Below are 25,777 nucleotides of genomic sequence, written 5' to 3'. Positions count from 1 at the left end.
GAGGGGCCGCGCGGCCACGGGCGCGCTCGACTGGCTGGGCAACAATCCCGCGGCGCCACTGATGGCGATGCCGGCGGAGCTGCGCGACGGGTTGAGCCCGGGGCAAACGGGCCGACTGGAGGCCACGGCCATCAACGGCGGCCGCGTGGTAACGGATCGCGATCTCTACGAGAAGCTCGACGACCAGGCCGTACGCAACCAGGAAGACTTCACCGGCCTCGATCTCACACAATACCGGCTGTCGCTCGGCGACAGCGACTACGACCGCCTGACCAAACTCCAGAAGGCCCTCGCCGAAGGCAAATCCGATCCAGACTTCGAGCGCCACCGTCTCGGCCGCCTGTTCCTGGGCGAGGGACTGCGCGCTGCCAACGTCGATCCCGACGGCGAGGAGGCCCGGACCGCACGGCAGCAACTCGACACGCTCTTGGGCGCGTTCGAGCCTGTCGAGGGCAAGCCGCCGACGATGGCGGACATTCGCGGCCTCGTCGACGACGTGCTGCCAAGCTTAAATGGCGATCCGAATATCGTCCGTGTCGGCGGCGGCGGAGACCAGCCGGTCGGAGCGAACGGCAATACAGAAATCGTGCAACCGCAAGAGCCAGCTAAGGCTCCCCGAGGAATTGCGCCCCCAACGGAGCCGACTCCGGGCAGTCCGGAATTCCGTGCGGCTCTAGAGACTGTTGGTGAGGTCGTGCGTTTGCCGGATGGCACGGCAATACCCGACAAGAATTCACCGACTGGATATGTGATGTCTCCCAATACCGATCTTGCCAGAGTGGCTGCGGATGGCCGCCGCATTGGAGAACAATACGCCTCTATGCGCTCCAATTCCGATCCGGCCGCTGACCTAAAGCTGATTATAAGTCTCGGCATGCTTGTCGGGCACGCTGGCGCCTATGACTACCAGCGGAAGGGAAGCCTCTTCACGGGATATACCCAGCTTCGGCATTTCAGGAACATTTCCAATATCAATGTCGGTCTGATCGGTCAGCAGGCAGGACTGACGCTGCGTGAACTCCTTACGATCTCCGGAACATTTGCGGAGTGGCTTTCGTCCAATTCCGATCCTGCGGATGAGTACAAGCTTTCCGCGCAAACGAGATTTTATATCGAAGAGGGGTATAGAATCGGCAGCAGCGGGGTGTATGGCCGGGCAGTATTGATTCCTAGCAAACATTAGGACGATCTGCGCCGTCGTACCAATGCGAGGACTGTCCAGAGGACAGTGACGATCAATGCCAATGACAGAATTGCAAAAAGGCGAGGATCGTAGCCCGCTTCAAGAAGACGAGCATCGAAGCCTTCGGCAAGACTGGGGTCGTAACCGTCTTCATCGGTAATCCGAGGAAACAGCAAGAAAACTAGGAACGGAAAGGCGAAACAAAGATCATTCCAGTGACGGGAACACCTGTAGAGGAGGATTGCTGCCGAGTAGATGTACCAGGTTGCCAGGAGCGAGACGAAACCTCGGGCTAAAAGGCAAACGAGAGCCAAAATCGCTTTGCGGCCGACATTGCCAATTTTCTTGAGCGCCACGTCAAACCTCAACACCTTGGACGCATTGGGGTGAAGCACCGAGAATCAAACCCGGGGATTTGTCGATACCTAGCTGTTCCGTAGGGCTTGTCGATTGTCGGCCATCCCTAGCGATCACCGCACCGAAGAATGGCGAGTAAAAAGTCGATACACAAGCTACCTATAGTTGTGTTTCGTGTCAGTGCCGATGACCAAGCCGAGATGTGACGGCAAGAACGTCTTTCAGCCCCGGTGGACAGCTGCTTCAGGCGCGATGGACCGCTGAACGGAGACGAATATTGCAAGCATCCGGTCTTCCGCAACGTCGTGCTCAAGCCCATCGATCTCAACCCGTAAACCAGGCTAACTTGTAAAGTGTTCGCCACGTCTCCTTCCCAAACGACAGGGAGGAGTCTGAGGGCATCTTTGAAATGTCTGAAGCTTCGGACGAGGTATCGTCGACCATGAACAACATTGCCTCTTTCGCCGCCGACTACAGCGAGGCGCGCGACAAGTTCCTGTCGGCCGCCCGGCTCGCCGACGCGCAGACCTTCCGCTACGACAACCCGACCAAGGGGCCGAAGGGCGAATCCCTGTCGACGGACGTGGCCTGGGTCGGGCCAGCCGACGCCACGAAGGTGATGGTGACGATCTCATCGACCCACGGCATCGAGGGCTATTGCGGCTCGGGCTTCCAGGTCGACTGGCTGGCCGGCATTGGCGCCGCCGGCCTGCCGAAGGGGACCGCCGTGCTGTTCGTGCATGCGATCAACCCCTACGGCTTCGCCTGGACTCGGCGGGTGACGGAGGAGGGCAACGACCTCAACCGCAACTATGTCGACCATTCCAGGCCCTATCCGGTGAACGAGGGGTACCTGGAGATTGCCGACGATCTCGTACCGGCTGATTTCAGCGAGCAGGGACGTGCGGCCGCTGACGCCCGGCTGGCGGCCTACCGGCGCAAGGTCGGCGACATCGAGTTCTTCCGCGCCGTCTCGGGCGGCCAGTACAGCCACGCCGACGGCATGTTCTACGGCGGCGGCGGGCCAGCCTGGTCCAACCGCACGCTGCACGCCATCGTCGACCGCTATCTCAAGGGCCGCCAGGACGTGGCCGTGGTCGATTTCCACACCGGCCTCGGCCCCTACGGATACGGCGAGCCGATCACGCACTACGACATCGGCACCGGCGGGTCGCGGCGGGTCCGAAATTTCTGGGGTGAATCGGTCACCGAATCGAAACGGGGCCAGACGGCTTCCCAGGCGCGCGACGGTCTCGGCCATTACGGCCTGAACCGCGTCCTGAAGGAGCCCCAGACCCGGCTCACCATGTGCACCCTGGAATACGGCACCTTCGACCGCGAGAGCGGCCAGAAGGCCTTCCGGGCCGATCACTGGCTGCACAAATACGGCGACCCGCTGGGCAAGGAAGCCGAGGCGGTGCGCAAGGCCATGCGGCGGCAGTTCTACCCCGAGACCGACGACTGGAAGGAGGCGGTGCTGTTTCGCGGCCACCAGGTCGTGCGCCAGGCCATCGCCGGCCTGCAGCGGGGCGCCTTGTAGCTTTTGGGGACAAGAGCCCTCGAAAAGCCATACGTCCGCTCAGCGATCCTGCTACAAGCCTCCCCATGCGTGCACTCGTGGCGCTGCTGGCTTTCGCGGTCGTAGCGGCTCTCAATTTCCTGTGGTGGTGGGTTCCGAACCGGCCGGTCGACATTGCCGGCTGGAGTACGGCACCTCTTCAGAGCGTTTCGTTCGCTCCCTATCGGCCGGGCCAGAGCCCTCTCACGCGTACCTTCCCGACGCCGGCGCAGATCGATTCCGATCTCAAGCGCCTGGAGGGCAAGGTGAAGGCGGTTCGCACCTATTCCTCTGGCGAGAACCTGGAGGCAGTGCCTCAGAATGCCGGCAAGTACGGGCTCAAGGTCTGGCACGGCGCGTGGCTGAACAACAACGACAAGGAAAATCTCGAGCAGATCAACCTGCTGATCGACCATGCCAACAAATACAAGGACACGATCGAGCGGGTGATCGTCGGTAACGAGGTCCTGCTGCGCAAGGACCTGACGGCCAGCGAACTGCGGCGCTACATCCGGCAGGTGAAGCAGAGGGTCACGCAGCCCGTGACCTACGCTGACGTCTGGGAATTCTGGCTGCGCAATCCGCAGCTGGCCGACGAGGTCGACTTCATCACGATCCACATCCTGCCCTACTGGGAGGATGAGCCGATCGGCGTGGATCGCAGGGAAGCCGACGGCAAGCTCGCGATCGAGAAGCATCTGGTCGACATCTACAAGAAGGTCCAGGCGCGCTTTCCCGACAAGAAGATCGTGATCGGCGAGACCGGCTGGCCGAGCGACGGCCGCATGCGGTCCGACGCACGCCCGGGCCGCGTCGAGCAGGTGAAGTATTTCTCGATCTTCCGCCAGGCCGCGGAGCGCGAGGGCTTCGACTACAACGTCATCGAGGCGTTCGACCAGTACTGGAAGGCTCGCCAGGAGGGCACCGTCGGCGCCGCCTGGGGTCTGCTGGACGCCCAGCGCCACGACAAGTTCGAACTCGGCAAGCCGGTGCGGGCGGAGCCGCACTGGCAGATCCTGTTCACCATCTCGACGATCGCCGGCGCCCTGCTGCTGCTGGCTTACGCCAGCCAGCGCAAGGCGCGCCACTGGAAGGGAATCTGCATCTTCGCGTTCTTCGCCCAGCTCGTGGCGACCTGCTACGTCGAGGCGACCTGGGTCGATCTGACCCGCAACTTCTACTTCGAGCGGACTCTTGGCGTCGCCTTCTGGGCGATCCTGCTCGCCCTGTTCAGCTACGCGCTGCTGCGCGGCATCTCCGACAGCCTGACCGGCCAGATGGCCGATCCGTCGCTCTACGGTGCACGGGTCCGCGACTCCTGGCGGGCGTGGCGCGAACTGCCGCGCTACCGCATCGTCCAGCGCACCGACCTGCTGGCGCAGATGCTTTATCTGGCGCTGACGCTGCTCTGCATCTTCTACCTCATCGTGATCAGCATCGACTGGTACGATGGCGTGATCCGCATCGGCGACTGGTTCCGCCAGATCGCGATCGACGGCCGTTATCGCGACTTCCCGATGTGGAGCTTCGTGATCCCGAGCATCGTGCTGATGCTGTGGAAGACCATCACCATCCTGCGCACCGAGCCGGTGGCGCGCGACCATCGGATCGCCAAGGCGCTCTCCTTCGGCCGCCTGCTGGGCTACGACGGCAGCCGTGGCTTCGTGCGCATGGATCGCCGGCTCAGCCGTTTCGCGCCTGTCCTGCCCGAGATCGTGCTGGCCTCGATGCTGATCTTCTGGGCCATCGTGCTGGTGGTGACGGAAGGTGCGATCAAGCTGCACGACGGCGGCGCCGGCGGTTTCGTCTCGGCCGACGGAGGCCGTTGGGTCATCCGTACGCTGTTCTGGAACACACAGGCCAACTGGTTCGCGTTTCTCGCGCTGCTGATGGCCGTGCCCTATGTCGCCACCATCTATGTCTCGGTACGCGAACCACTGGCAGAACTGCCTCCGGACTCCTATACCAACAAGTGGTAGGCGCTGAGAGCCGGGAGTTACGAAATGGAAATCAAGGGTGAATACAGGATCGGTGCGTCGCGCGAGAAAGTCTTCGCGGCGCTGAACGACCAGGCCATTTTGCAAGCCTGCATTCCGGGCTGCGAATCACTGGAGATGCTGTCTCCCACCGAGATGACGGCCAAGGTCAGGCTGCGCATCGGGCCCGTGAGCGCCGCCTTCGGTGGCAAGGTCACGCTGTCCGACATCGACCCGCCCAACGGCTATCGCATCTCCGGCGAGGGGCAGGGCGGTGTCGCCGGCTTCGCCAAGGGCGGTGCGGTCGTAACCCTGACCGAAGACGGCGGTGACACGATCCTGAAATACGAGGTGGACGCCCAGGTCGGCGGCAAGATCGCCCAGGTCGGCGCGCGCCTGATCACCGGCACCGCCAAGAAGCTCGCGGACCAGTTCTTCGGCAAGTTCGCCGAGAGCGTGGGCGCGCCGCCGCCGGTCGCCGCCTGATGGCGATGCCGGGCGATCCGCCGCCGGTGCCGTCTGCTGCGGTGCAGCGAGGTTTCCGGCACTGGACGATCATCGGCGTCGGCGCCGTGATCCTGATTCTCGTTTTTGTTGCGAGTCGTTAGCAGCTGGCGAACGAAACTTGCAATTCCCTTGACCGCGCTGTGAGGGGCTTGCGAGAGTCGCGCCAATGATTTGCGGAAGCGCTCCGGCGCCCGCCGCGCGAACCAATACGTGAGGGGAGATCTGAGTATGACAATTTCCGTCGCCATGACCGTCAACGGCAAGTCCGTCTCGGGCAAGGTCGAGGCGCGCACGCTGTTGGTTCAGTTCCTGCGCGAGCATCTCGGCATGACCGGCACTCATGTCGGTTGCGACACCAGCCAGTGCGGCGCCTGCGTCGTCCATGTGGATGGCCAGTCGATCAAGTCGTGCACCATGCTCGCGGTCCAGGCCGAGGGTGCCAAGGTGACGACGATCGAGGGCCTGGCCCCCAGCGCTGACAAGCTGCACCCGATGCAGGAGGCTTTCCGCGACAACCACGCCCTCCAGTGCGGCTTCTGCACTCCCGGCATGGTGATGAGCGCCATCGATATGGTGAAGCGCCACAACTACCAGCTCGACGAGGCCACGGTGCGCCGGGAGCTGGAGGGCAATCTCTGCCGCTGCACCGGCTACCACAATATCGTGAAGGCAATCCTGGCCGCTGCGCCGGCCATGAAGTCCGCAGGGGTGTAACGCCATGACTTCCGCCACCGGAATCGGCGCGCGGGTTCTCCGGACGGAAGACAAGCGCTTCCTGACGGGAACCGGCCGCTATGTCGACGATCTGCCCCTCGCCCGGGCGACCTACGCGTATTTCCTGCGTTCGCCGCATGCCCATGCGAAGATCAAGAGCATCGACATCTCCGCGGCGGAGAAGCATCCAGGCGTCGTCAATATCTTCACCGGCAAGGATCTTGTCGATGCCAAGGTGGGCGGCCTGATCTGCGGCTGGGTGGTCAAGGACAAGCATGGCGAGCCGCACAAGTCGCCGCCGCATCCAGTAATGGCGGTCGATACCGTCCGCTATGTCGGCGACACCGTCGCGATGGTCGTGGCCAATACCTACGACGAGGCGAGGGACGCCGCCGAGGCCATCAAGGTCGACTACGAGGTCCTGCCGGCCAACATCGATCTGGCGAAGGCGTTCGACAAGAGTGCGCCGCAGGTCCACCCGGAAGCGCCCGGCAACCTGATCTACGATTGGGAAATCGGCGTGAAGGCCGATGTCGAGGCGGCGTTCGCCAAGGCGGCGCATGTCACCAAAATGGACATCGTCAACAACCGCCTGATCCCCAATGCCATGGAGCCGCGCGCGGCGGCGGCGGAGTACGACAAGGGCACGGGCAACTACACGCTCTGGTCGACCTCGCAGAACCCGCACGTGCTGCGCCTGATCCTGTCGGCTTTCGTGCTGGGCATCCCCGAGCACAAACTGCGGGTCATCGCTCCGGATGTGGGCGGCGGCTTCGGCAGCAAGATTTTCTGCTATGCCGACGAGACCATGGTCTGCTGGGCGGCCTCGCGGGTCGGCAGGCCGATCAAGTGGACGGCCGAGCGCAGCGAGTCCTTCCAGACCGACTGCCACGGCCGCGACCACGTCACCCATGCTGAGCTGGCGCTCGACAAGGACGGCAAGTTCCTGGCCCTCAAGGTCGAGACCATCGCCAACATGGGCGCCTACCTGTCGACCTTCTCGACGGCGGTGCCGACCTATCTCTACGCCACGTTGCTGGCGGGCCAGTACACGACGCCGCTCATCTACGCCAACGTGAAGGCCGCCGTGACGCATACCGCGCCGGTCGACGCCTATCGCGGCGCCGGCCGTCCCGAGGCGACCTTCGTGATCGAGACGATCGTCAGCAAGGCCGCGGCCGAGCTGAAGATGGATCCGGCCGAGCTGCGCCGGAAGAACTTCATCCCGGCGGAGGCCTTCCCGTACCAGACGCCGGTGGCGCTGCAGTACGATTCGGGCAACTACCCGCCGATCATCGACGAGGCGATGAAAATCGCCGACTATCAGGGCTTCGAGGCCCGCCGGGCCGAGGCGAAGTCGCGAGGCAAGCTGCGCGGCATCGGCTTCTCGTCCTACATCGAGGCCTGCGGCCTGGCGCCTTCGCAGGTGATCGGCCAGCTGGGCGGCGGCGTCGGCCAGTGGGAATCGGCGCAGATCAAGTTCAACCCGACGGGCAACGTGCAGGTCATCACCGGCTCGCACAGCCACGGCCAGGGCCACGAAACGACCTTCGCCCAGCTCGTCCACGACAAGCTCGGCGTCCCGATGGACCAGATCGAGGTCGTCCACGGCGACACCTCGACGACGACCTTCGGCATGGGCACCTACGGCAGCCGCTCGCTGGCCGTCGGCGGCTCGGCGATCATGAAGGCGACCGACAAGATCATCGCCAAGGGCAAGAAGATCGCGGCCCATCTGATGGAAGCCGACGTGGCCGACGTCGTGTTCGAGAACGGCACCTTCAAGGTCGCCGGCACGGACAAGAACGTGCCGCTGGCGCAGGCGGTGTTCGCCGCCTACGTGCCGCACAACTATCCGCTCGCCGAGATCGAGCCGGGCATGGACGAGAACGCCTTCTACGACCCGGCGAACTTCGTCTATCCGGCCGGCACGCAGATCTGCGAGGTCGAGATCGACCCGGACACCGGCATCGTCGAGGTGATCGCCCATACGGCGGTCGACGATTTCGGAAACATCATCAACCCGATGATCGTCGAAGGTCAGGTCCATGGCGGCATCGTCCAGGGCGTCGGTCAGGCGCTGTTCGAGGGCGCCGTCTACGACAAGAACACCGGCCAGCTGCTGAGCGGGTCGTTCATGGATTACACCATGCCGCGCGCCGACAACTTCCCGTCGTTCAAGCTCGGCTACAAGGTCACCCCGTGCCCGCACAATCCGCTGGGCGTGAAGGGTTGCGGTGAAGCCGGCGCCATCGCCGCGCCCGCCGCCGTGATGAATGCAGTCCACAACGCGCTGGCGCCGATCGGCGTCAAGCACGTCGAAATGCCGGCCACGCCGCTCAACGTGTGGCAGTCGATCCAGGGCGCCCAACGCGCGGCGGCCGAGTAAACGGAGGAAAGTCCAGATGTACGATTTCGCCTATCACCGCCCCAAGTCGGTCGCCGACGCCGTCAAGCTGCTCAAGGGCAACGAGGAAGCCCGTCCGATGTCGGGCGGCATGACCCTGATCCCGACGCTGAAGCAGCGCCTGGCCCGTCCGACCGACGTGGTCGATCTCGGTGACGTCAAGGAACTGGTCGGCATCAAGGTCGAGGGCGGCAACGTCGTTGTCGGCGGCATGACCAGGCACGGCGACGTCGCGACCTCGGCCGACGTGAAGAGCAACATTCCCGCGCTGGCCGACCTCGCCGGCCACATCGGCGATCCGCAGGTCCGCAACCGCGGCACGATGGGCGGCTCGGTCGCCAACAACGACCCGGCGGCGGACTATCCCGCCGCGGTCGTGGCGCTGAACGCCACGGTGACGACCAACACCGGCAAGCACGCGGCCGACAGCTTCTTCAAGGGCCTGTTCGAGACGGCGCTGGGCGACGGCGAGATCATCACCTCGATCAGCTTCCCGAAGGCCGAGAAGGCCGCCTACATGAAGTTCCCGAACCCGGCGTCGCGCTACGCGATGGTCGGCGTGTTCGTGGCCAAGACGGCCGCGGGCGTGCGCGTCGCCGTGACCGGCGCCGGCCCCTGCGTGTTCCGCGTCAAGGCGATGGAAGAGGCGCTGTCCAAGAACTTCTCGTCGGACGCCATCAAGGACATCAAGGTCCCGGCGACCGATCTCAACAGCGACATCCACGGCAGCGCCGAATATCGCGCCCATCTGGTGGGCGTGATGGCCCGCCGCGCGGTCGACAAGGCCAACAAGTAGCCGTTCGGCCAATCAGGCATTAACGTCAGGGCGCCCTAACCGGGCGCCCTTTCGTTTGAGGTAAGGACCGCATGAAGGCACTGGTCACGGGCTTCGATCCGTTCGGCGGCGACAAGGTCAATCCGTCGTCGCTGGCGGTGAGCCGGCTCCGGAAGAAGATCGGCAAGGTGTCCGTGGTGACGGCGGTCCTGCCGACGTCCTACGCGAAGTCCGCCAGGGTGCTGCGGGAGGCGATCGACAAGGCCAAGCCCGACATCGTGCTGTGCGTCGGCCAGGCCGGCGGCCGCACCGAACTCTGCCTCGAGCGGGTGGGGATCAACGTCCAGGATGCGCGCATTCCCGACAACGACCGCAAGCAGCCGATCGACGTGCCCGTCCGCATCGACGGTCCCGCGGCCTATTTCGCGACGCTGCCGATCAAGGCCTGCGTCGCGGAGATGCGCAAGGCGGGACTTCCGGCGATGGTCTCGAACACCGCCGGCACCTTCGTCTGCAATCACATCCTCTATTCCCTGATGGACATCATCGAGACCCATCCACGGAGGATGCGCGGCGGCTTCCTGCACATTCCCTATGTGCCGGAGCAGGCGTCCCGGTTGGGCGGCGCGCCGTCGATGTCCGTGGACGACATCGCGCGTGGCATCGAGATCATCGTGGCGACCAGCGCCGCGCGGACGATCGACCTGCATACCGTCGAGGGCCGCATCTCCTAGAAGCTGCCGACGACGAGCCCTGCCATGAAGAAGGCGGTCGCGAGTACGACGCCGTGGAACGGCACGCTGAAGAAGTAGCGCCGGGCGACGACGACATAGGCCAGCAGCAGCGCCAGGCCGACGCCGCGCAGGAACAGCGAGCCGAACAGCAGGTCAGGTGCTGCCAGCGCCAGGTAGCCGTAGATCAGCGCGAACGACACGAGGCCGAGACTGTGGCTTGCGTTGAAGCCGATCCAGGTCTGCCAGACCGTAGCCTGTCGCGTGATCCATAGAGTCGATTGCTGCATGGCGCGAAGCGTCTCGGCGTCGCGCGGATGCAGCTTGCGGCCGCGGAACGTGTAGAGCAGGTGCAACACGCCCAACACGAGAACGATCGCCGCGCTCGCCACGATCAGCAGAGAGGCGAGGCCGGGCACGATGCGTTCCTTGCTATTCCGCCGCGATGGCGAGCGACGGCGGGCCGTGGTGGGCAGGCGCCGACTGCGTCGCGGCGTCGGGCTTCTTCACCCGGAACCAGGCGGCGTAGAGCGCCGGCAGGAACAGCAGGGTGAGGGCGGTGGCCACCAGCAGGCCGCCCATCAGGGCCACGGCCATCGGGCCCCAGAAGACGCTGCGCGACAGCGGGATCATGGCGAAGATCGCCGTGCCCGCGGTCAGCAGGATCGGGCGGGCGCGGCGCACCGTGGCGTCGATCACCGCGTCCCACTTGGCATGGCCGGCCGCGATGTCCTGGTCGATCTGGTCGACCAGAATGACCGAGTTGCGCATGATCATGCCAGCCAGCGCGATCACGCCCAGCAGGGAAACGAAGCCGAACGGCTGGTTGAACAGCAGCAGGAACAACGACACGCCGATCAGGCCGAGCGGGGCGGTGAGCAGCACCAGCGCCAGCTTGGAGAAGCTCTGGAGCTGCAGCATCAGGAACAGGATCATCAGGAAGGCCATCAGCGGCATCATCTTGAAGATGGACGCCTGGCTCTTGGCCGACTCCTCCTGGTCGCCGCCGACCTCGATGCGGTAGCCGGGCGGCAGGGCGGCGCGCACCGGCGCCAGTGCCTTGTCGAGACGGGCGGCGACGTCGGGTCCCTGCACGCCGTCGGCCACACCGGCACGGACGGTCATCAGCAGGTCCTTGTTGCGACGCCACAGGATCGGTTCCTCCAGCTCGAACTTCAGCGTCGCGAGCTGGGCCAGCGAGACCACACCGCCCGTCGAGGTGCGGAGATTGATGGCCTCCAGCCCCTCGACGCTCAGCCGCTCCGGCGCGACGGCGCGGGCCACGACGTCGATCGATTCGGTGCGCTCGCGATACTGCGTGACATTGATGCCGGTCAGCAGCGTCTGCAGGGTATTGCCCAGCGCCTGCGAGTCGACACCCAGCGCCCGGGCCTTCGCCTGGTCGACCTCGAGGCGGACGGTCTTGGCCAGCTCGTTCCAGTCGAAGTTGACGTCGCGGGTGTCGGGATCGGCCTTGAAAACCTGGCGCACCTGCTCGGCCACCCGGCGGACTTCCTGCGGGTCGTCGCCCAGCACGCGGAACATCACCGGGTAGCTGACCGGCGGGCCGTTCTGCAGGCGCTGCACGCGCGCGCGCACCGCCTCGAAGTCCTGCTTGAAGAGGGCGTCGAGCTCGGCCACCACGCGTTCGCGCGCCACCAGATCCTTGGTCATGACGATGATCTGGCCGAAATTGGCGTTCGACAGCTCGGGCACGGTCGGCAGGTAGAAGCGCGGGCTGCCGGCGCCGACATAGGCCGTGTAGGAGGCGACGTCGGCATTGTTGCCGAGCCAGGCCTCAAGCTTGCGGACCTCCGCGTCGGTCGCGGTCCACGAGGCGCCCTGGGCGAGCTTCATGTCGACAATCAGTTCCGGCCGGTTGGCCGTCGGGAAGAACTGCTTCGACACCAGCCCGAACGCCGCGATCGAGCCGACGAAAGCCAGCGCCGTGATGGCAATGGTCGTCTTGCGCCAGGTGACGCACCACGTGACCATCCTGCGAAACAGCGTGTAGAGGCGGCCGTTGTAGGGATCGTGGTGCTGGACCTTGGGCGTCGGCAGGAGGTGATAGCCCATCCACGGCGTGAACAGAACGGCCACGAACCACGAGATGATCAGCGACAGGCCGACGACCCAGAAGATCGAGTTGGTGTATTCGCCGGCGCTGGAGCGGGCGAAACCGACCGGCACGAAGCCGACGGCCGTCACGAGCGTGCCCGTCAGCATAGGGAAGGCGGTCGAGGTATAGGCGTAGGTGGCGGCCTCCAGGCGGCTCGCGCCCTGTTCCAGCTTCACCATCATCATCTCGACGGCGATGATCGCGTCGTCGACCAGCAGGCCCAGCGCGATGATTAGTGCGCCCAGCGAGATGCGCTGGAAGTCGATCCCGAGCAGCAGCATGCCCACAAAGGTGATGGCCAGCACCAGCGGTACCGACAGCGCCACGATCACGCCGGTGCGGATGCCGAGGCTGATGAAGGAGACGACCAGCACGATGGCCAGCGCCTCCAGCAGCGAGGCGCTGAACTCCTCGAACGACTTGGCCACGACCTCGGGCTGGTTGGCAATGCGATGCACCGTGATGCCGAGCGGCAGGGCGGCCTCGACCTCGGTCATCGTCCTGTCGAGTGCCTTGCCCAGCGTCTCGACGTTGCCGCCCGGCGCCATCACGACGCCGAGGCCGATCACCGGCTTGCCGCCGAAGCGCATGGCGAACTGGCGCGGGTCCTGGTAGCCGCGCCGGATCTCGGCGACGTCGCCCAGGGTCAGCGTCTGGCCGTTGGCGGTGAAGGGCAGCGCCAGGAGCTGCTCGGCCGAGGTCGGCGCGCCGTCGACGCGGACGGCCACGCGCTCGCCCTTGGTCTCGACCGTGCCGGTGGCCACGATGGCGTTCTGGCGGCGTACGATCTCGAGGATCTGGTCGACCGGGACGCCGAGCATGGCCAGCCGCGTATGGCTGAACTCGATGTAGATCTTCTCGTCCTGCAGGCCGAACAGGTCGGCCTTCGTGACGTCGGGCACGCGCAGCAGGCGCTGGCGCACGGCCTTGGCGATCTCCTTCACGTCGGCCGGCGAGAAGCCGTCGGACTCGAAGGCCCAGATCATGCTGTAGGTGTCGCCGTACTCGTCGTTGAAGAACGGCCCGACCACGCCTTGCGGCAGCGAGCCCCTGATGTCGCCGACCTTCTTGCGCACCTGGTACCAGAGATCTGCGACCTTGGCCGGCGGCGTGTCGTCCCGCAGCGAGACGAAGATCACCGTCTCGCCGGGCTTGGTGTAGCTGGTGACGTTGAAGAAGTAGGGAAGCTCCTGCAGCTTGGTCTCGATCTTCTCGGTGACCTGCTGCTCGACCTCGCGTGACGTCGCCCCCGGCCAGGCCGCCGACACGACCATCTGCTTGATGGTGAAGGGCGGATCCTCGCCTCGGCCCAGGTTGAAGAAGGCATAGAAGCCGGCCAGCGTGAGCGCGATCATGAAGAACACGGTGAGCGTGCTGTACTTCAGCGCCATCGCCGAGAGATTGGTGCGCGTGGTCATGGAGAATCTCCCCTCGGGACGAGGTCGCTAGCGCGCCGCCTGTTGCTGCTGCATCGGCAGCGGCTTCACTTTCTGCCCGGTCTCGAGCTTGTGCACGCCGGCGGTGGCGATCAGCTCGCCGTCCTTCACGCCCGAGGAAATGGCGGCGGTGTCGTCGCGCCAGCGCGCGATCGTCACGGGCCGCAGTTCGACCGTGCCGCTGGTGCGGTCGACGACCCAAACGGCGGGCTGCGTGCCGCGCTGGAAGATCGAGGAGAGGGGCACCTCGGCGACAGGCGTGTTGTCGGGACGCTCGAAACCCAGCGTCGCCGTCATGCCGAGGCCGATGAACTCCGGCGGGTCGATCACGCTGAAACGCGCGGCGTAGGTGCGTGTGACGGGATCGGCGCTGGGCGACAGCTCGCGCAGTTTGGCCGAGTGGCGGCGGCCGGGATCGGACCACAGCTCGAAGCTGGCGCCCTTCGCCTCGCGCACGACCTTCAAGCGGTGCTCCGGCACACCCACGAGGATCTCGAGTTCGTCGAGCCGGGCGAGGCGGATCACGCCCTGGCCCTGGGCCATCACCTGGCCGACTTCCGCCTGGACGGCGGTGACGACACCCGCCGCATCGGCACGCAGCACGGTGTAGGCGAGATTGTTCTCCGCCGAGGAAAGCTGGCTCTTCGCCTGGTCGACGCGGGCGAGGGCCGTCGAGGCGAGCGACTGGCGCTGGTCGAGCGTCTGCGGCACAAAAGCGGTGCTTCCGCGCAGGTTCAGGTAGCGCTCATGGTCGGCCCTGGCGCGCGCATAGTCGGCGTCGGCGGAAGCGAGGGCAGCGCGGGCATTGTCGACGGCAAGCCTGTAGTCTGCTGGGTCGAGCGTCGCGATCACGTCGCCCGCCTGCACCAGGGCACCGACATCGACCGAGCGCTGGACGATCTTGCCCGAGACGCGGAAACCCAGCGTGCTTTCGATGCGGGGAACGACCGTGCCGGCGAGCAACAGCGCCTGACTTTGCTTTTTGTAGGAAATCTCTGCAACGCGCGCGGGCCGGACGACCGGTTCGCTGTTGGCCGCCGGGCGGCTGGCATTCGCAGTGAACGAGAAGGCGGCGAATGCGCCGCCCGCCAAGGCCATGCCGACCGCGCCCATCACGGCCAGCTTGACGGGAAACTTGGCAGGGAGCTGAACGTTGGGGAGACGCATGGCGGGCTTTCCTTCGGACGTTTACTATGGGCTGAAGAATCTAAACGCCGTTAGCTTACCATTGATAAGTTATCGACGTTCATATAATAGTCAAGGGCAGGAGAACCCGAGTGAACGCTTTTTCGACAGCGGCGACGGGCGGCCGGAAGAAGCGCGGCGAAGGCCATACGCGCCGCGAGGAAATCCTCCAGGCCGCCAAGGAGCTGTTCCTGGAACTGGGCTACGAGGCCACGACCATCCGCAGGATCGCGGATCGGGTCGGCGTGTCCGCGCCCGCGCTGTATCTCTATTTCCAGGACAAGGAACAGATGATGCTGGCGCTCTGCGATCAGACCTTCGGGTACCTGATCGAGAGCATCAGCGAGATCGAGGCCACCGTCCGCGAACCGCGCGAGCGGATCCGCCGGTTCGGCGAGGCCTATCTCAAGTTCGGCCTAGCCCACCCGGACGAGTACAAGCTGGTGTTCCTCGGCTCCAACATCCCGGAATCGATCCGCAAGCTCGGACACCGGATGCCGACGGACGACCCGACGCGGCCGGGCATCGGCGGCGCGATCGTATTCCAGCGCCTTGTTGCGATCATCGCCGAGGCCGAGACTTCCGGCCTCAAGCTCAATTACCCGGCCGACACCTGCGCCGAACTCTGCTGGATGGCCATGCACGGCGTCGCTTCGGCGCTGATCCTGAAGGCCGACTTTCCGTGGTCCAACCGCGACCTGCTGGGCACGGGCATGCTCGACATCGTGATGAAGGGCATCATCCGCGCCGACTGAGCTTCAGGCCGCCGGGAGGGCGGCCTTCCGAGCGGCGGCTCGCGCCCGCAGCAGCTTCATCAGGCCCCAGGTCGCCGCGGCGCCGACCGCCAGCACGCCGATACCCACCAGCGGCCTGTACCACAGCCAGGCCAGCGCGATGACGACAGGCGCACTCGCCGCCGTGCAGACCATTGCCACGAGCAAAGTCCCGGCACCGATCACGTCGCCCAGCAACGGGATGACGCTGCCCACGACCGCGAGCGGCCGTAGCACGAAGCTGAAGCCCACCAGCATGAGGATCGCGCCGATCAGGCGCAACACCCAGGTCATGGTGACGTTCTCTTCCTCGGCGTGCTGGAACATGACCGCGGGCGGCACCGTGCCGGCAGAGATCAGTTCGACGGTCGTGCCGGTGCGCGTGGCGAAGGGCGCGAAGCCGTCGCCGGACTGGGCCGCGACCACGCTGGCCGTCTGCAACGGCACCTCCGAAAAAGAGATGCGCACGCCGCGCACCCGCAGCGCGAAGTCGGGATCGGCTACGGGGCCGGCCGTCGACAGCATGCCGCTGACATGGATCAGCCGGCCGTTATTGGACGGATCGACCCTGTCGGCCGCAACGCTGCGGACGATGCCCGCGCCCTCGCTCAAACCCTGTGCCGTGCGGATGGCACGACCCTCGTTCCAGAACAGCACGCCGATCGACACGGCGATCAAGACGAAGCCGATGAGAACCCCGACGATTGCCTGCCCCAGCCGCGCGAACCACGAGGTATTGGTGACCTCGGTGAACTGGTCGGTGCCGGGATTTTCCATGAAGCCTGCCTTCGGAGTTGGGCGGGGACACTAGAATCACCAACCGCCCCATTCAAATGGGGAGGTGCCGGCGTTTTACGCCGGCGGAGGGGTCATGAGGCGGTCGTTCTTTCTTCGACGCTCTCGGACAATGCAGGCAATGTCCTGTCGCTCAACGGGCTGAGCGAAGCTCAGCCCGCTACCGCCTCGGCCAGACCCTCGGGAAGAGGTCGCAAGTCATGGGAGCGCCGGCGGCGAGGTCCGGTGTGTGGGGAAACTGGAAGGTGCCGGGTCGCGGGTCGTAGCGGGCATCGTCTCCGGTATAGCGCAGCGACAGGCCGCGGCGGCGCGCGCCCGGTGTGTCGTTGCCCGGCGCGCCGTGCACGATCATGGCGTGGAACACCAGGCAGTCGCCGGGCTCCATCGTCCACGACCGGATGTCGTACTTGGCCCGCTCGGCATCGATGTCGGGAATCTCGACGAGATCGCTGGACGTGAACTTGGCCTCGTGTCCCTTGCGGAAGGGTGTCGGCCGATAGTTGATGCCCCAGCGATGGGACCCGGCGATGAACTCGACCGCACCGTTGCTGTGGTCGATATCGTCGAGGGCGATCCAGACCGACGTGATTTGCCGGCCTGTAACGGGCCAATAGGGCTGGTCCTGGTGCCACGGCGTGGGATGCGCCGTCCCGGGCTCCTTCACGAAGAGCTGGTCGTAGAAGAAATCGACCTTCTCTGACTGCATCAGCGCGGCGGCGATTTCACCGGCCGGCGAGGTGAGGGCGGCGAGGCGGAAATCGTTGTCGCGCCGCCACATGAACATGTCGCCGAAGAACTTTCCCGCGGTGCTGCCCTCGGCGAAATTGGTGGCGTTCGGGCCCGGCTTGAGGAGGTCTCGCTCGACTGCCTCGCACAGGATTCCAACCCACACGGCATCGAAGGCGCCGCGCAGGCAAACGACGCCGTCGCGTTCGTACGCGGCGACGTCCGATTCAGCGACGGAGATCAAGCGTTCTGCAGAACGTGGACGGCACGATTGGCGAGCAGGTCCTTGTTCTTGGCCGCATAGGCCTTCATGTGCTCCGACGCGCCGTGGGCCTTGAGGTCGTCCATGGTTTCCCACTTCTCGATGACGACGAAGGTGTCGGGACCGAACTTGGCGAACGGACCGCCATCGGTGTCGACGGTCGCGCCGTATTCGACGCAGCCCTTCTCGGCGTGTACGGCCGGGACGTTCGCCTTGAAGTTCTTGAGGACTTCGTCGCGCTTGCCGGGCTTGGCAGTGATGATGGCGATGACGTGGATCATTGTCTCTCTCCCTGAATTGTTCGCTTAGGCCGCGCGGCCATGTCGTAGCAGACGACCGGGCAGCTTGTCGTTGGCCGCGATCGTATCCTTGTTGTTCCGGCGGATCACCTTGCCGTTCACCACGACGGCCTCGATGCCGCTGGCCTCGGACACGAGGCGGTCGGCGCCGGCCGGCATGTCGTGGACGCGCTTCAGCGGGCCCGGGTTCACCGTCTTCGGATCGAAGACGACGACGTCGGCGGGACGGCCTTCGGCCAGCACGCCGCGATCGGTGATGCCGAACATCTCGGCAGGACGTTGAGTGAGGTTGTGCACCGCCTCCTCGATCGTGAAGACCTTGCGGTCGCGCACCCAGTGGCCGAGCAGGTGGGTCGAGTAGCAGGCGTCGCAGAGCTGGCTGGCATGGGCGCCGGCGTCCGACAGGGCGATGATCGTGTTCGGATCGGTGATCAGCTCGGCCACTTCCTTCTCGTCGAAGTTCATGACGGCCATGCGGAAGCGGGTCAGCAGGTCGTCGGCCAGCGAGATGTCGAGGGCCAGATCGACCGGGTCCTTTCCGAGCTTCGCGGCTGCCGCGGTGAGCGGCATCTCCTCCAGTTCGCGATGCGACGGCGACCAGGCGATGACGACGCGGTCCCACCACTTCTGGAACAGCGGCGTCACCTCGCTGCGCAGCTTCTCGCGCCAGGCCGGATCTGCGTAGGCGCGGCGGCGAGTGCCAGGCTCTTTGGCATCGGCTTTCGCCAGCTCGTTCATGAACGGCATCACGTCGAAGATGAACGGCTCGGCGAAGGTGACCTCGAAGTTCAGCGGCCGGCAGCTCACCTGCGGGATCACCATGGCGCCGGACTTGCGTTGCTCGGCGGCGAGGTCGAGTTGCTTGCGATGGCCGCCCGGCCCGTAGAGGTGAGAGAGCAGGGCGGTCCAGGTGACGGGGATGTTGTATTTGCGGCTGACCTCGGCCATGTGGCGGGTCGAGAAATCGCGGCCGATGGTGATCTGCATCAGGCCGCGCTTCATCTCGCCCATCACCGAGACGAGGGCGTCCATTTCCTCGGGCGTCGCCTGGCGGCTGGGCACCGGCTTGCCGGCATAGCCGTTGTGGCTGACCGATACGGAGGTGCCGAAGCCGATGGCGCCGGCTTCCATCGCCTCATGGACGAGCTTCTTCATCGCGCCGACCTCGTCGGCCGTCGCGGCCCGCTCGGTCGACTCTTCTCCCATCACGTAGAGGCGCAACGGCGTGTGGCCGAACAAAGCGGCCACGTTGATGGCCGAGCCGCGCTTCTCCAGCGCGTCGAGATATTGCGGGAAAGTCTCGAACGGCCAGTCCATGCCGAGGCCCGCCTCCAGCGCCTCGAGGCTCATGCCCTCGACCTTTTCCAGGGTCTGCATGATCATCTTGCGGTGGATCTCACGGGTCGGTGCGACGCCGAAGCCGCAATTGCCGATCACCGTCGTGGTGACGCCGTGCCAGGGCGAGATGGTGAGCATGCGGTCCCACAGGATCTGGGCGTCGTAGTGCGTGTGCACGTCGACGAAGCCCGGCGAGACGACCTTGCCCCTGGCGTCGATGGTCTGTGTCGCATCACCGTCGGCCTTGCCGAGCGCAACCACCTTACCGTCCCTGATGCCGATATCGCCAACGAAGCCCGGCTTGCCGGTGCCGTCGACGATGGTGCCGCCGGTAATCTTGAGGTCGAACGTCATGGCCACTCCGGGGTAAACGTGTGTTCATATTGGCGCGGACGAACTGCAGGGGCAATGCCGCGCTTGCATGGCAAGGTCGCGCTGCTACGTTCCGCGCGGTTCGGGAGGATAATGATGGCCAAGCACAAGATCGCACTAATTCCGGGTGACGGAATCGGTAAGGAAGTTCTGCCGGAAGGCGTACTCGTTCTCGAAGCCGCCGCGCGGCGGTTCAACTTCGAACTCGAGTTCACCGATTTCGACTGGTCGTGCGATCGGCTGGTGAAGACCGGCAAGATGATGCCGGACGACGGCATGGAGCAGCTCAAGGCGTTCGAGAGCATCTTCCTGGGCGCCGTGGGCTGGCCGGGCGTGCCGGATCACGTTTCCCTGTGGGGACTGCTGATCCCGATCCGCCGCGACTTCGACGAATATGTGAACCTGCGGCCGGTGCGTCTGTTCGAGGGCGTTCCCAGCCCGCTGGCCAACCGCAAGCCGGGCGACATCGATTTCTGGGTCGTGCGCGAGAACACCGAGGGCGAGTACAGCTCGATCGGCGGTCGCATGTTCCAGGGTACCGACGACGAGATGGCCATCCAGCAGTCGATCTTCACGCGCAAGGGCGTCGACCGTATCCTCAAGTTCGCCTTCGACTTCGCCAGCACGACGAAGAAGAAGCACGTGACCTCGGCCACCAAGTCGAACGGCATCATCCACACGATGCCATTCTGGGACGAGCGCTTCGCCGAGATGTGCAAGAAGTACCCGAACATCAAGGCGGACCAGTATCACATCGACATCCTGACGGCGCACTTCGTGCGCAACCCGGACTGGTTCGACGTGGTCGTCGGCTCCAACCTGTTTGGAGACATTCTCTCCGATCTCGGCCCGGCGCTCACCGGCTCGATCGGCGTGGCGCCCTCGGGCAACATCAATCCCGAGCGCAAGTATCCCTCGATGTTCGAGCCGGTCCACGGTTCGGCGCCCGACATCGCGGGCAAGGGCATCGCCAACCCGATCGGCCAGATCTGGTCGGGCGCCATGATGGTTCGCCATCTGGGCTATCCGGAAGCCGCCGAGGCGATCGAGCGGGCGATTGCGGCCTCGCTGGTCGAAGGCGGGCCGCGGACCAAGGATCTCGGCGGCAACGGCGACACCAAGACCGTCGGCGCGGCCATCGCGGAGCTGGTGAAGACGGCGTAGAGCGCCGCCTTACTTCAGCGCCAAGCCGATGAGGCGTGCGGTCGACTCGGGCAGGTTCAGCCCGAGCGCTGCGGCATGGCCGGTCGCATCCATCTTGCGCAGCGTCTTTCTCAGGATGTCGGCGAGCTTGGCGTCGTCGTAGTCTTTGTGCTCGGCAATGAATTCGTCCAGGTAATGCTCGACGAAGACGACGGCCACGACGTTCTCGAGAGCCTGGCTCTCGGGATCGCGCTTGAGCTGCTCTTTCCGGATGATCTTGACGACTTGCGCGATTTCTTCGTCCGCATAACCGTGACGGCGCATGACGGCGGACGTGAGCGAAGCGTGATGATCGCGACAGGCCGACCGCCAGGCATTGTAGCCTTCACGGCCGAGCGGGTAGTCCTTCCGGGGAATTTGCCAGCGGCGGATGTGCTGCGCGCGGGCGGCGATTCGCAGGGCTTCCGATGCTTCGGGATAGAGCCGCGGCAGGCAATCCGACATCCGCTCGGAATAGACGACCTCGCGCGGACGCATAGCGCCGGCCAGCTGCATCTGCCGGGGATCCTGTGCGTTGGCCGCGTCGATGTCCGCGATGACCGCGTCGAAGCGTGGCGAGAGGGGAGTCATGCGACTCTCATAGGATCGTCCGCCGGCGAGGCAAAGTGGCAATCGATGGCCTTCGCTGCCCAATAAACCACCAAGGCTCCCCCAGTCACTTACCACGCGGTCGCGTCGGGCCTGCTGATATGAACAATCGCTGGATCAACAAAATTGGCACGGTTCATGCTCCGTACTCAGTGAGGCAATGAAGCCTCGTTAACGGGCGTCCAATGGCGGGCGCCCCCGGCAAAGCTGCCAACGACTGTTCGTCCCGTCTCGGGGCGGGAGTCCGTTGGGCAGCTTTTTTTGTTTTGGGGACTCGCCAGGAAATGACCGAAAAGCTCGTCATCATCGGAAACGGCATGGCCCCCGGGCGCATGCTGGAACATCTGCTGGAGGCCGCGCCTGGACGCTACCAGGTGACGATCTTCAACGCCGAACCGCGCGTCAACTACGACCGCATCATGCTCTCGCCCGTGCTGTCGGGTGAGAAGGACTACGAACAGATCATCATCCACGGCGACGGCTGGTACGTGCGCAACGGCATCACCCTCTACAAGGGTCACAGGATCGTGGCGATCGACCGGGCCGCGAAGACTGTCACATCTTCCGAAGGCGTGGTCGAGAGCTACGACAAACTGGTGATCGCCACCGGCTCCAATCCGCTCATCATCCCTGTGCCCGGCCACGACTTCGCGGGCGTGCTCACCTATCGCGACCTCGACGACGTGAACGCGATGCTGCTGGCGGCGCAATCCCGCGCCAAGGCGGTGGTGATCGGCGGCGGACTGCTCGGCCTCGAAGCGGCGGCCGGACTTCAGTCGCAGGGCATGGACGTCACGGTCGTGCATCTGATGCCGACACTGATGGAACGGCAGCTCGATCCTGCCGCCGGCTACCTGCTGCAGAAGGCGCTGGAGGAGCGGGGCATCAAGGTTCTCACCAAGGCCAACACCAAGGCGATCCTGGGCAACGGCCGGGTCGAAGGCGTCGAACTCGCCGACGGCACCATCATCCCGGCGACGCTGGTGATCATGGCGGCGGGCATCCGGCCGAACGCCGGGCTGGCCAAGGACGCGGGCCTCGCCACCAACCGCGGCATCGTCGTGGACCATGCGATGCGGACATCCGATCCGGACATCTACGCCCTGGGCGAATGCGCCGAGATCGGCGGGCACGTCTATGGCCTGGTGGCGCCGCTCTACGAGATGGCGCGTGTCGCCGCGGCCAACCTCACCGATGACGAGACTGCCCGCTTCGTGCACGTCGACACGCCGACCAAGCTCAAGGTCACCGGCATAGACGTCTATTCACTGGGCGATTTCGCCGACGGCGACGACCGCGAGGAGATCGTGCTGCGCGACGCCTCGGCCGGCGTCTACAAGCGCCTGATCCTGAAGGACGACCGGATCATCGGCACGGTGCTGTTCGGCGAAGTGGCCGACGGCGCCTGGTTCAACGACCTCAAGAAGAAGTCGGCGAACATCTCGGAGATGCGCGACACGCTGATCTTCGGGCCGGCTTATCAGGGCGGCGGCGCTCTCGATGCCGCGGCCGCCGTCGCGGCTTTGCCGGACGATGCCGAGATCTGCGGCTGCAACGGCATCTGCAAGGGCAAGATCACGGGCGCGATCAAGACGAAGGGGCTGACGACCCTCGACGAGGTTCGTGCGCACACCAAGGCCTCGGCGTCCTGCGGCACCTGCACCGGCCTCGTCGAGCAGCTCATGGAGCTGACCCTGGGCGACGCCTTCAATCGCAGCGCCGTCCAGCCGATGTGCGCCTGCACGACGCTGGGCCACGACGACGTCCGCCGCCTGATCGTCGCCAAGTCGCTGAAGACGGTGCCGGCGGTCATGCAGGAACTCGAGTGGAAGACGTCGTGCGGCTGCGCCAAGTGCCGGCCGGCGCTCAACTACTACCTCGTCTGCGACTGGCCCGGCGAGTATGCCGACGATTACCAGTCGCGCTTCATCAACGAGCGCGTCCACGCCAACATCCAGAAGGATGGCACATTCTCCGTCGTGCCGCGCATGTGGGGTGGGGTCACCAGTTCCACGGAGCTGAGGGCGATCGCCGATGTCGTCGACAAGTTCGCCATTCCGACGGTCAAGGTTACCGGTGGCCAGCGCATCGACATGCTGGGCATCAGGAAGGAAGACCTGCCGGCGGTCTGGGCCGATCTCGGCAAGGCGGGTTTCGTGTCGGGTCATGCCTATGCCAAGGGGCTGCGCACGGTGAAGACATGTGTGGGCACCGACTGGTGTCGCTTCGGGACGCAGGACTCGACGGGTCTCGGCATTCGCATCGAGAAGTTCATGTGGGGCTCGTGGACGCCGGCCAAGGTCAAGATGGCCGTCTCGGGTTGCCCGAGGAACTGTTCGGAGGCGACTTGCAAGGACGTGGGCGTGATCTGCGTCGACTCGGGCTACGAACTCCACTTCGCCGGCGCCGCGGGTCTCGACATCAAGGGCACGGAAATCCTCGGCCAGGTGAAGACCGAGGACGAAGCCATCGAGCACATCGCGGCGCTGGTCCAGATGTACCGCGAGCAGGCCCGCTACCTCGAGCGCATCTACAAGTGGGCCAAGCGCATCGGCCTCGACGAGATCAGGCGCCAGATCGTGCAGGACGGCGAGAAGCGCCGGGCCTACTTCGACCGCTTCGTGTTCTCGCAGAAGTTCGCCCAGGTGGATCCGTGGGACGAACGGGTCTCGGGCAAGGACAAGCATGAATTCCGGCCTATGGCGACGGTGGGCTTTGCGGAGGCCGCAGAGTGATGAGCATGAAATGGATCGAGGTCGGTTCGCTCGATGACATTCCGAGCCGTGGCGCCCGCTGCGTGAACACGCCCGAAGGCAAGCTCGCGGTGTTCCGCACGGCCGAAGGGCAGGTCTTCGCCATCGAGGACCATTGCCCGCACAAGGGAGGACCGCTTTCTCAGGGCATCGTCCACGGCACGTCGGTGACATGCCCCCTGCACAACTGGGTGATTTCGCTCGAAACGGGCCGGGCTCTGGGAGCCGACGAGGGCGCGGTGAGGACGGTGCCGGTGAGGATCGAGGCCGGGCGCCTGTTCATCGCCCTGGGAGGCGTGGCGGAAGAGGCAGCCTGACATCCGACTGGGCGCATGTGTCGTTTTGGCGCTGGCGGCTCATCCCATCCGGCAGGCCCCTCGTTGCAGAGGCTGTGACGACGGTGTAACTCGCATCCACAGACAACCAGGGAGTCGTTCATGAAGAGACGTGTCCTGCTGGCGGCGGCCGCCGCCATGGGCGTTGCTGCCCTGCCGCTTGCGGCCATGGCGCAGGTCTATCCGACCAAGCCCATCACGGTCATCGTACCATTCGCGGCCGGCGGCCCGACCGATGCCCTGGCCCGCGTGCTGACCGCCCGCATGGGCGAGGCTCTCGGCCAGACCATGATCGTCGAAAATGTCGGCGGCGCCGGCGGAACGATCGGCGTCAACAAGGCCGCCAAGGCGACGCCCGACGGCTACACGATCCTGTTCGCGCACATGGGCACCCTCGCGGTGAACATCGCGCTCTACAAGACGCTGCCCTACGACAGCCAGAAGGACTTCGAGCCGATTGGCCTCGGCGGTACGAACCCGATGGTGCTGGTCGCCAAGAAGGACCTGCCGGCCAAGGACTTCAAGGAATTCGAGGCCTACTTGAAGGCCAACCAGAAGAAGGCGCAGTACGGCATGGCCGGCATCGGCGCTGCCTCGCACCTGGGCGGCCTGATGCTGAACAGCATGATGAAGGTCGACGTGCTGGAGATTCCCTACAAGGGAACCGGTCCGGCGCTGAACGATCTCGTGAGCGGCCAGTTCGACTACATGGTTGACCAGGCAGTGAACGTGCTGCCGCAGATCAAGGCCGGCACCATCAAGGCGCTGGGCGTCAGCACGCTGAAGCGCCTGCCGCAGTTGCCGGATGTGCCGACGGTCGATGAATCGGGCCTCAAGGGCTACGAGGTCACGATCTGGAACGGCTTCTTCGTCGCCAAGAACACGCCGAAGAACGTCATCGACACGCTGAACAAGGCGCTGGTCACGGCGCTTGGTGACGAGAAGGTGCGCGCCCGCCTGATCGAGCAGGCCGTCGACCTGCCCGAGCCCAAGGACGCGACGCCGGCAGCCCTTGCCGCGCAACTCAAGGCGTCGATCGACAAGTGGGTGCCCGCCATCAAGGCGGCCGGCGTCCAGCCGCAGTAAGCGTCTCGACAGCCGACGACGAAGGGCCGCCTTATGGGCGGCCCTTCTTTTTTTGCTGAAAGGAGATCAGCCGGGATTGGCCGCGTTCGACGGCGAAGGAGACCGCTGATCGTGCGGTGGGCGCGTCCTTTCGGGACGCAGTCCATCGGGCCCCCGTGGCGGTTGGCCCTGCTGTCCCATGCGTGGTGACTCGGAAGAAGGGGGGCCGCTGCCGTTCGGCGGACCGCCGGTCTTGCCTTGAGGCGGCGGGCCTTGCGGTCGGCCCTGGGACGACGGCCCGTGTCTGTCGTCCGGCTGTC

General features: G+C 65.2%; 23 protein-coding genes. 14 read left to right on the top strand and 9 right to left on the bottom strand.

Annotation, left to right across the window (positions count from 1 at the left end):
• On the top strand, window positions 1-1,183 hold a 1,183-nt coding region (locus tag KQ910_RS25805), incomplete at its 5' end, for a hypothetical protein (RefSeq protein WP_216966717.1).
• Here KQ910_RS25805 and KQ910_RS25800 read toward each other — a convergent pair.
• Window positions 1,180-1,539 (bottom strand): hypothetical protein, encoded by a 360-nt coding sequence (locus KQ910_RS25800; protein ID WP_216966715.1) that lies wholly within the window; start codon window positions 1,537-1,539, stop codon window positions 1,180-1,182. The two genes, KQ910_RS25805 and KQ910_RS25800, sit on opposite strands and share 4 nt — an antisense overlap.
• Window positions 1,540-1,949: 410 nt before the next feature.
• On the opposite strand from KQ910_RS25800, the gene KQ910_RS25795 reads away from it, so the two are divergent.
• The 8 genes from KQ910_RS25795 (at window position 1,950) to pcp (ending at window position 10,211) form a co-directional block, all read left to right on the top strand.
• A complete protein-coding gene (locus KQ910_RS25795) occupies window positions 1,950-3,080 on the top strand; it encodes a M14 family metallopeptidase (RefSeq protein WP_216966713.1) in 1,131 nt (376 codons plus the stop codon).
• 65 nt (window positions 3,081-3,145) lie between these two features.
• Entirely contained in the window at window positions 3,146-5,077 is a 1,932-nt protein-coding gene (locus KQ910_RS25790; protein ID WP_216966711.1) for a glycoside hydrolase family 17 protein, read from the top strand.
• A gap of 24 nt (window positions 5,078-5,101) precedes the next feature.
• Window positions 5,102-5,560 (top strand): SRPBCC family protein, encoded by a 459-nt coding sequence (locus KQ910_RS25785; RefSeq protein WP_216966709.1) that lies wholly within the window; start codon window positions 5,102-5,104, stop codon window positions 5,558-5,560.
• The gene (locus tag KQ910_RS27075; RefSeq protein WP_255560332.1) at window positions 5,560-5,682 is read left to right on the top strand and encodes a hypothetical protein; all 123 of its coding nucleotides are present in this window, start codon (window positions 5,560-5,562) and stop codon (window positions 5,680-5,682) included. Before KQ910_RS25785 ends, KQ910_RS27075 begins: the two co-directional genes overlap by 1 nt.
• A 127-nt stretch (window positions 5,683-5,809) precedes the next feature.
• Window positions 5,810-6,295, top strand: a complete 486-nt coding sequence (locus tag KQ910_RS25780) for a (2Fe-2S)-binding protein (RefSeq protein WP_216966707.1) — start codon at window positions 5,810-5,812, stop codon at window positions 6,293-6,295.
• A gap of 4 nt (window positions 6,296-6,299) precedes the next feature.
• Window positions 6,300-8,684: a xanthine dehydrogenase family protein molybdopterin-binding subunit gene (locus tag KQ910_RS25775; RefSeq protein WP_216966705.1), complete on the top strand. Its 2,385-nt coding sequence runs from the start codon at window positions 6,300-6,302 to the stop codon at window positions 8,682-8,684.
• A gap of 16 nt (window positions 8,685-8,700) precedes the next feature.
• Window positions 8,701-9,498: an FAD binding domain-containing protein gene (locus tag KQ910_RS25770; RefSeq protein WP_216966703.1), complete on the top strand. Its 798-nt coding sequence runs from the start codon at window positions 8,701-8,703 to the stop codon at window positions 9,496-9,498.
• A gap of 71 nt (window positions 9,499-9,569) precedes the next feature.
• Entirely contained in the window at window positions 9,570-10,211 is a 642-nt protein-coding gene (pcp, locus tag KQ910_RS25765; RefSeq protein ID WP_216966701.1) for a pyroglutamyl-peptidase I, read from the top strand.
• On the opposite strand, the gene KQ910_RS25760 is transcribed toward pcp, so the two are convergent.
• The 3 genes from KQ910_RS25760 to KQ910_RS25750 are packed head-to-tail and all read right to left on the bottom strand — an operon-like array spanning window position 10,208 to window position 14,930.
• On the bottom strand, window positions 10,208-10,627 hold the full coding sequence (locus KQ910_RS25760; protein WP_216966699.1) for an LIC_13387 family protein: 420 nt from the start codon (window positions 10,625-10,627) through the stop codon (window positions 10,208-10,210). The two genes, pcp and KQ910_RS25760, sit on opposite strands and share 4 nt — an antisense overlap.
• 13 nt (window positions 10,628-10,640) lie before the next feature.
• Window positions 10,641-13,745, bottom strand: a complete 3,105-nt coding sequence (locus tag KQ910_RS25755) for an efflux RND transporter permease subunit (RefSeq protein WP_216966697.1) — start codon at window positions 13,743-13,745, stop codon at window positions 10,641-10,643.
• Between the two features lie 27 nt (window positions 13,746-13,772).
• Window positions 13,773-14,930, bottom strand: coding sequence for an efflux RND transporter periplasmic adaptor subunit (locus tag KQ910_RS25750; RefSeq protein ID WP_216966696.1), 1,158 nt, complete (start codon window positions 14,928-14,930; stop codon window positions 13,773-13,775).
• Between the two features lie 110 nt (window positions 14,931-15,040).
• Between KQ910_RS25750 and KQ910_RS25745 the strand changes: the two genes are divergently transcribed.
• Window positions 15,041-15,703 carry a TetR/AcrR family transcriptional regulator gene (locus KQ910_RS25745; protein WP_216966694.1) on the top strand — a complete coding sequence of 221 codons (663 nt, stop codon included), beginning with the start codon at window positions 15,041-15,043 and terminating at the stop codon, window positions 15,701-15,703.
• A gap of 3 nt (window positions 15,704-15,706) precedes the next feature.
• Here KQ910_RS25745 and KQ910_RS25740 read toward each other — a convergent pair whose 3' ends face one another.
• The 4 genes from KQ910_RS25740 to KQ910_RS25725 all read right to left on the bottom strand — a co-directional run bounded on the left by KQ910_RS25740 (window position 15,707) and on the right by KQ910_RS25725 (window position 19,495).
• Window positions 15,707-16,498, bottom strand: coding sequence for a TMEM43 family protein (locus tag KQ910_RS25740; protein ID WP_216966692.1), 792 nt, complete (start codon window positions 16,496-16,498; stop codon window positions 15,707-15,709).
• Window positions 16,499-16,676: 178 nt separating this feature from the next.
• Window positions 16,677-17,486, bottom strand: a complete 810-nt coding sequence (locus tag KQ910_RS25735; protein WP_216966690.1) for a phytanoyl-CoA dioxygenase family protein — start codon at window positions 17,484-17,486, stop codon at window positions 16,677-16,679.
• Window positions 17,483-17,785 (bottom strand): putative quinol monooxygenase, encoded by a 303-nt coding sequence (locus tag KQ910_RS25730; protein ID WP_216966688.1) that lies wholly within the window; start codon window positions 17,783-17,785, stop codon window positions 17,483-17,485. The genes KQ910_RS25735 and KQ910_RS25730 overlap by 4 nt, the downstream gene beginning before the upstream one ends.
• Window positions 17,786-17,809: 24 nt before the next feature.
• Window positions 17,810-19,495 carry an N-acyl-D-amino-acid deacylase family protein gene (locus tag KQ910_RS25725; protein WP_216966686.1) on the bottom strand — a complete coding sequence of 562 codons (1,686 nt, stop codon included), beginning with the start codon at window positions 19,493-19,495 and terminating at the stop codon, window positions 17,810-17,812.
• A gap of 108 nt (window positions 19,496-19,603) precedes the next feature.
• On the opposite strand from KQ910_RS25725, the gene KQ910_RS25720 reads away from it, so the two are divergent.
• Window positions 19,604-20,677 (top strand): tartrate dehydrogenase, encoded by a 1,074-nt coding sequence (locus KQ910_RS25720; RefSeq protein WP_369408452.1) that lies wholly within the window; start codon window positions 19,604-19,606, stop codon window positions 20,675-20,677.
• 9 nt (window positions 20,678-20,686) lie between these two features.
• Here the strand turns inward: KQ910_RS25720 and KQ910_RS25715 are convergent, their stop codons facing one another.
• Complete coding sequence (locus KQ910_RS25715) at window positions 20,687-21,349, bottom strand: DUF4202 domain-containing protein (protein ID WP_229600976.1); 663 nt, start codon at window positions 21,347-21,349, stop codon at window positions 20,687-20,689.
• A gap of 239 nt (window positions 21,350-21,588) precedes the next feature.
• Between KQ910_RS25715 and nirB the strand changes: the two genes are divergently transcribed.
• The 3 genes from nirB to KQ910_RS25700 all read left to right on the top strand — a co-directional run bounded on the left by nirB (window position 21,589) and on the right by KQ910_RS25700 (window position 25,478).
• Window positions 21,589-24,039: a nitrite reductase large subunit NirB gene (nirB, locus tag KQ910_RS25710; RefSeq protein WP_216966682.1), complete on the top strand. Its 2,451-nt coding sequence runs from the start codon at window positions 21,589-21,591 to the stop codon at window positions 24,037-24,039.
• Window positions 24,039-24,374 carry a nitrite reductase small subunit NirD gene (nirD, locus tag KQ910_RS25705; RefSeq protein ID WP_216966680.1) on the top strand — a complete coding sequence of 112 codons (336 nt, stop codon included), beginning with the start codon at window positions 24,039-24,041 and terminating at the stop codon, window positions 24,372-24,374. The genes nirB and nirD overlap by 1 nt, the downstream gene beginning before the upstream one ends.
• Before the next feature lie 120 nt (window positions 24,375-24,494).
• A complete protein-coding gene (locus KQ910_RS25700) occupies window positions 24,495-25,478 on the top strand; it encodes a tripartite tricarboxylate transporter substrate-binding protein (RefSeq protein ID WP_216966679.1) in 984 nt (327 codons plus the stop codon).
• Window positions 25,479-25,777: the final 299 nt, after the last annotated feature.

It is taken from the genome of Reyranella humidisoli (genome assembly GCF_019039055.1).
GTDB classification, from domain to species: domain Bacteria; phylum Pseudomonadota; class Alphaproteobacteria; order Reyranellales; family Reyranellaceae; genus Reyranella; species Reyranella humidisoli.
Note: the sequence above shows the minus strand (reverse complement) of the source record. Positions and strands in the feature narration are given on the sequence as shown.

What these genes read in the sequence shown, in the direction of transcription:
- KQ910_RS25795 (WP_216966713.1), top strand. Translation starts at nt 1,950, where the DNA reads ATGTCTGAAGCTTCGGACGAGGTATCGTCGACCATGAACAACATTGCC.
- nirB (WP_216966682.1), top strand. Translation starts at nt 21,589, where the DNA reads ATGACCGAAAAGCTCGTCATCATCGGAAACGGCATGGCCCCCGGGCGC.
- KQ910_RS25780 (WP_216966707.1), top strand. Translation starts at nt 5,810, where the DNA reads ATGACAATTTCCGTCGCCATGACCGTCAACGGCAAGTCCGTCTCGGGC.
- KQ910_RS25740 (WP_216966692.1), bottom strand. Translation starts at nt 16,498, where the DNA reads ATGGAAAATCCCGGCACCGACCAGTTCACCGAGGTCACCAATACCTCG.
- pcp (WP_216966701.1), top strand. Translation starts at nt 9,570, where the DNA reads ATGAAGGCACTGGTCACGGGCTTCGATCCGTTCGGCGGCGACAAGGTC.
- KQ910_RS27075 (WP_255560332.1), top strand. Translation starts at nt 5,560, where the DNA reads ATGGCGATGCCGGGCGATCCGCCGCCGGTGCCGTCTGCTGCGGTGCAG.
- KQ910_RS25790 (WP_216966711.1), top strand. Translation starts at nt 3,146, where the DNA reads ATGCGTGCACTCGTGGCGCTGCTGGCTTTCGCGGTCGTAGCGGCTCTC.
- KQ910_RS25770 (WP_216966703.1), top strand. Translation starts at nt 8,701, where the DNA reads ATGTACGATTTCGCCTATCACCGCCCCAAGTCGGTCGCCGACGCCGTC.
- KQ910_RS25785 (WP_216966709.1), top strand. Translation starts at nt 5,102, where the DNA reads ATGGAAATCAAGGGTGAATACAGGATCGGTGCGTCGCGCGAGAAAGTC.
- KQ910_RS25725 (WP_216966686.1), bottom strand. Translation starts at nt 19,495, where the DNA reads ATGACGTTCGACCTCAAGATTACCGGCGGCACCATCGTCGACGGCACC.
- KQ910_RS25730 (WP_216966688.1), bottom strand. Translation starts at nt 17,785, where the DNA reads ATGATCCACGTCATCGCCATCATCACTGCCAAGCCCGGCAAGCGCGAC.
- nirD (WP_216966680.1), top strand. Translation starts at nt 24,039, where the DNA reads ATGAGCATGAAATGGATCGAGGTCGGTTCGCTCGATGACATTCCGAGC.
- KQ910_RS25755 (WP_216966697.1), bottom strand. Translation starts at nt 13,745, where the DNA reads ATGACCACGCGCACCAATCTCTCGGCGATGGCGCTGAAGTACAGCACG.
- KQ910_RS25750 (WP_216966696.1), bottom strand. Translation starts at nt 14,930, where the DNA reads ATGCGTCTCCCCAACGTTCAGCTCCCTGCCAAGTTTCCCGTCAAGCTG.
- KQ910_RS25700 (WP_216966679.1), top strand. Translation starts at nt 24,495, where the DNA reads ATGAAGAGACGTGTCCTGCTGGCGGCGGCCGCCGCCATGGGCGTTGCT.
- KQ910_RS25775 (WP_216966705.1), top strand. Translation starts at nt 6,300, where the DNA reads ATGACTTCCGCCACCGGAATCGGCGCGCGGGTTCTCCGGACGGAAGAC.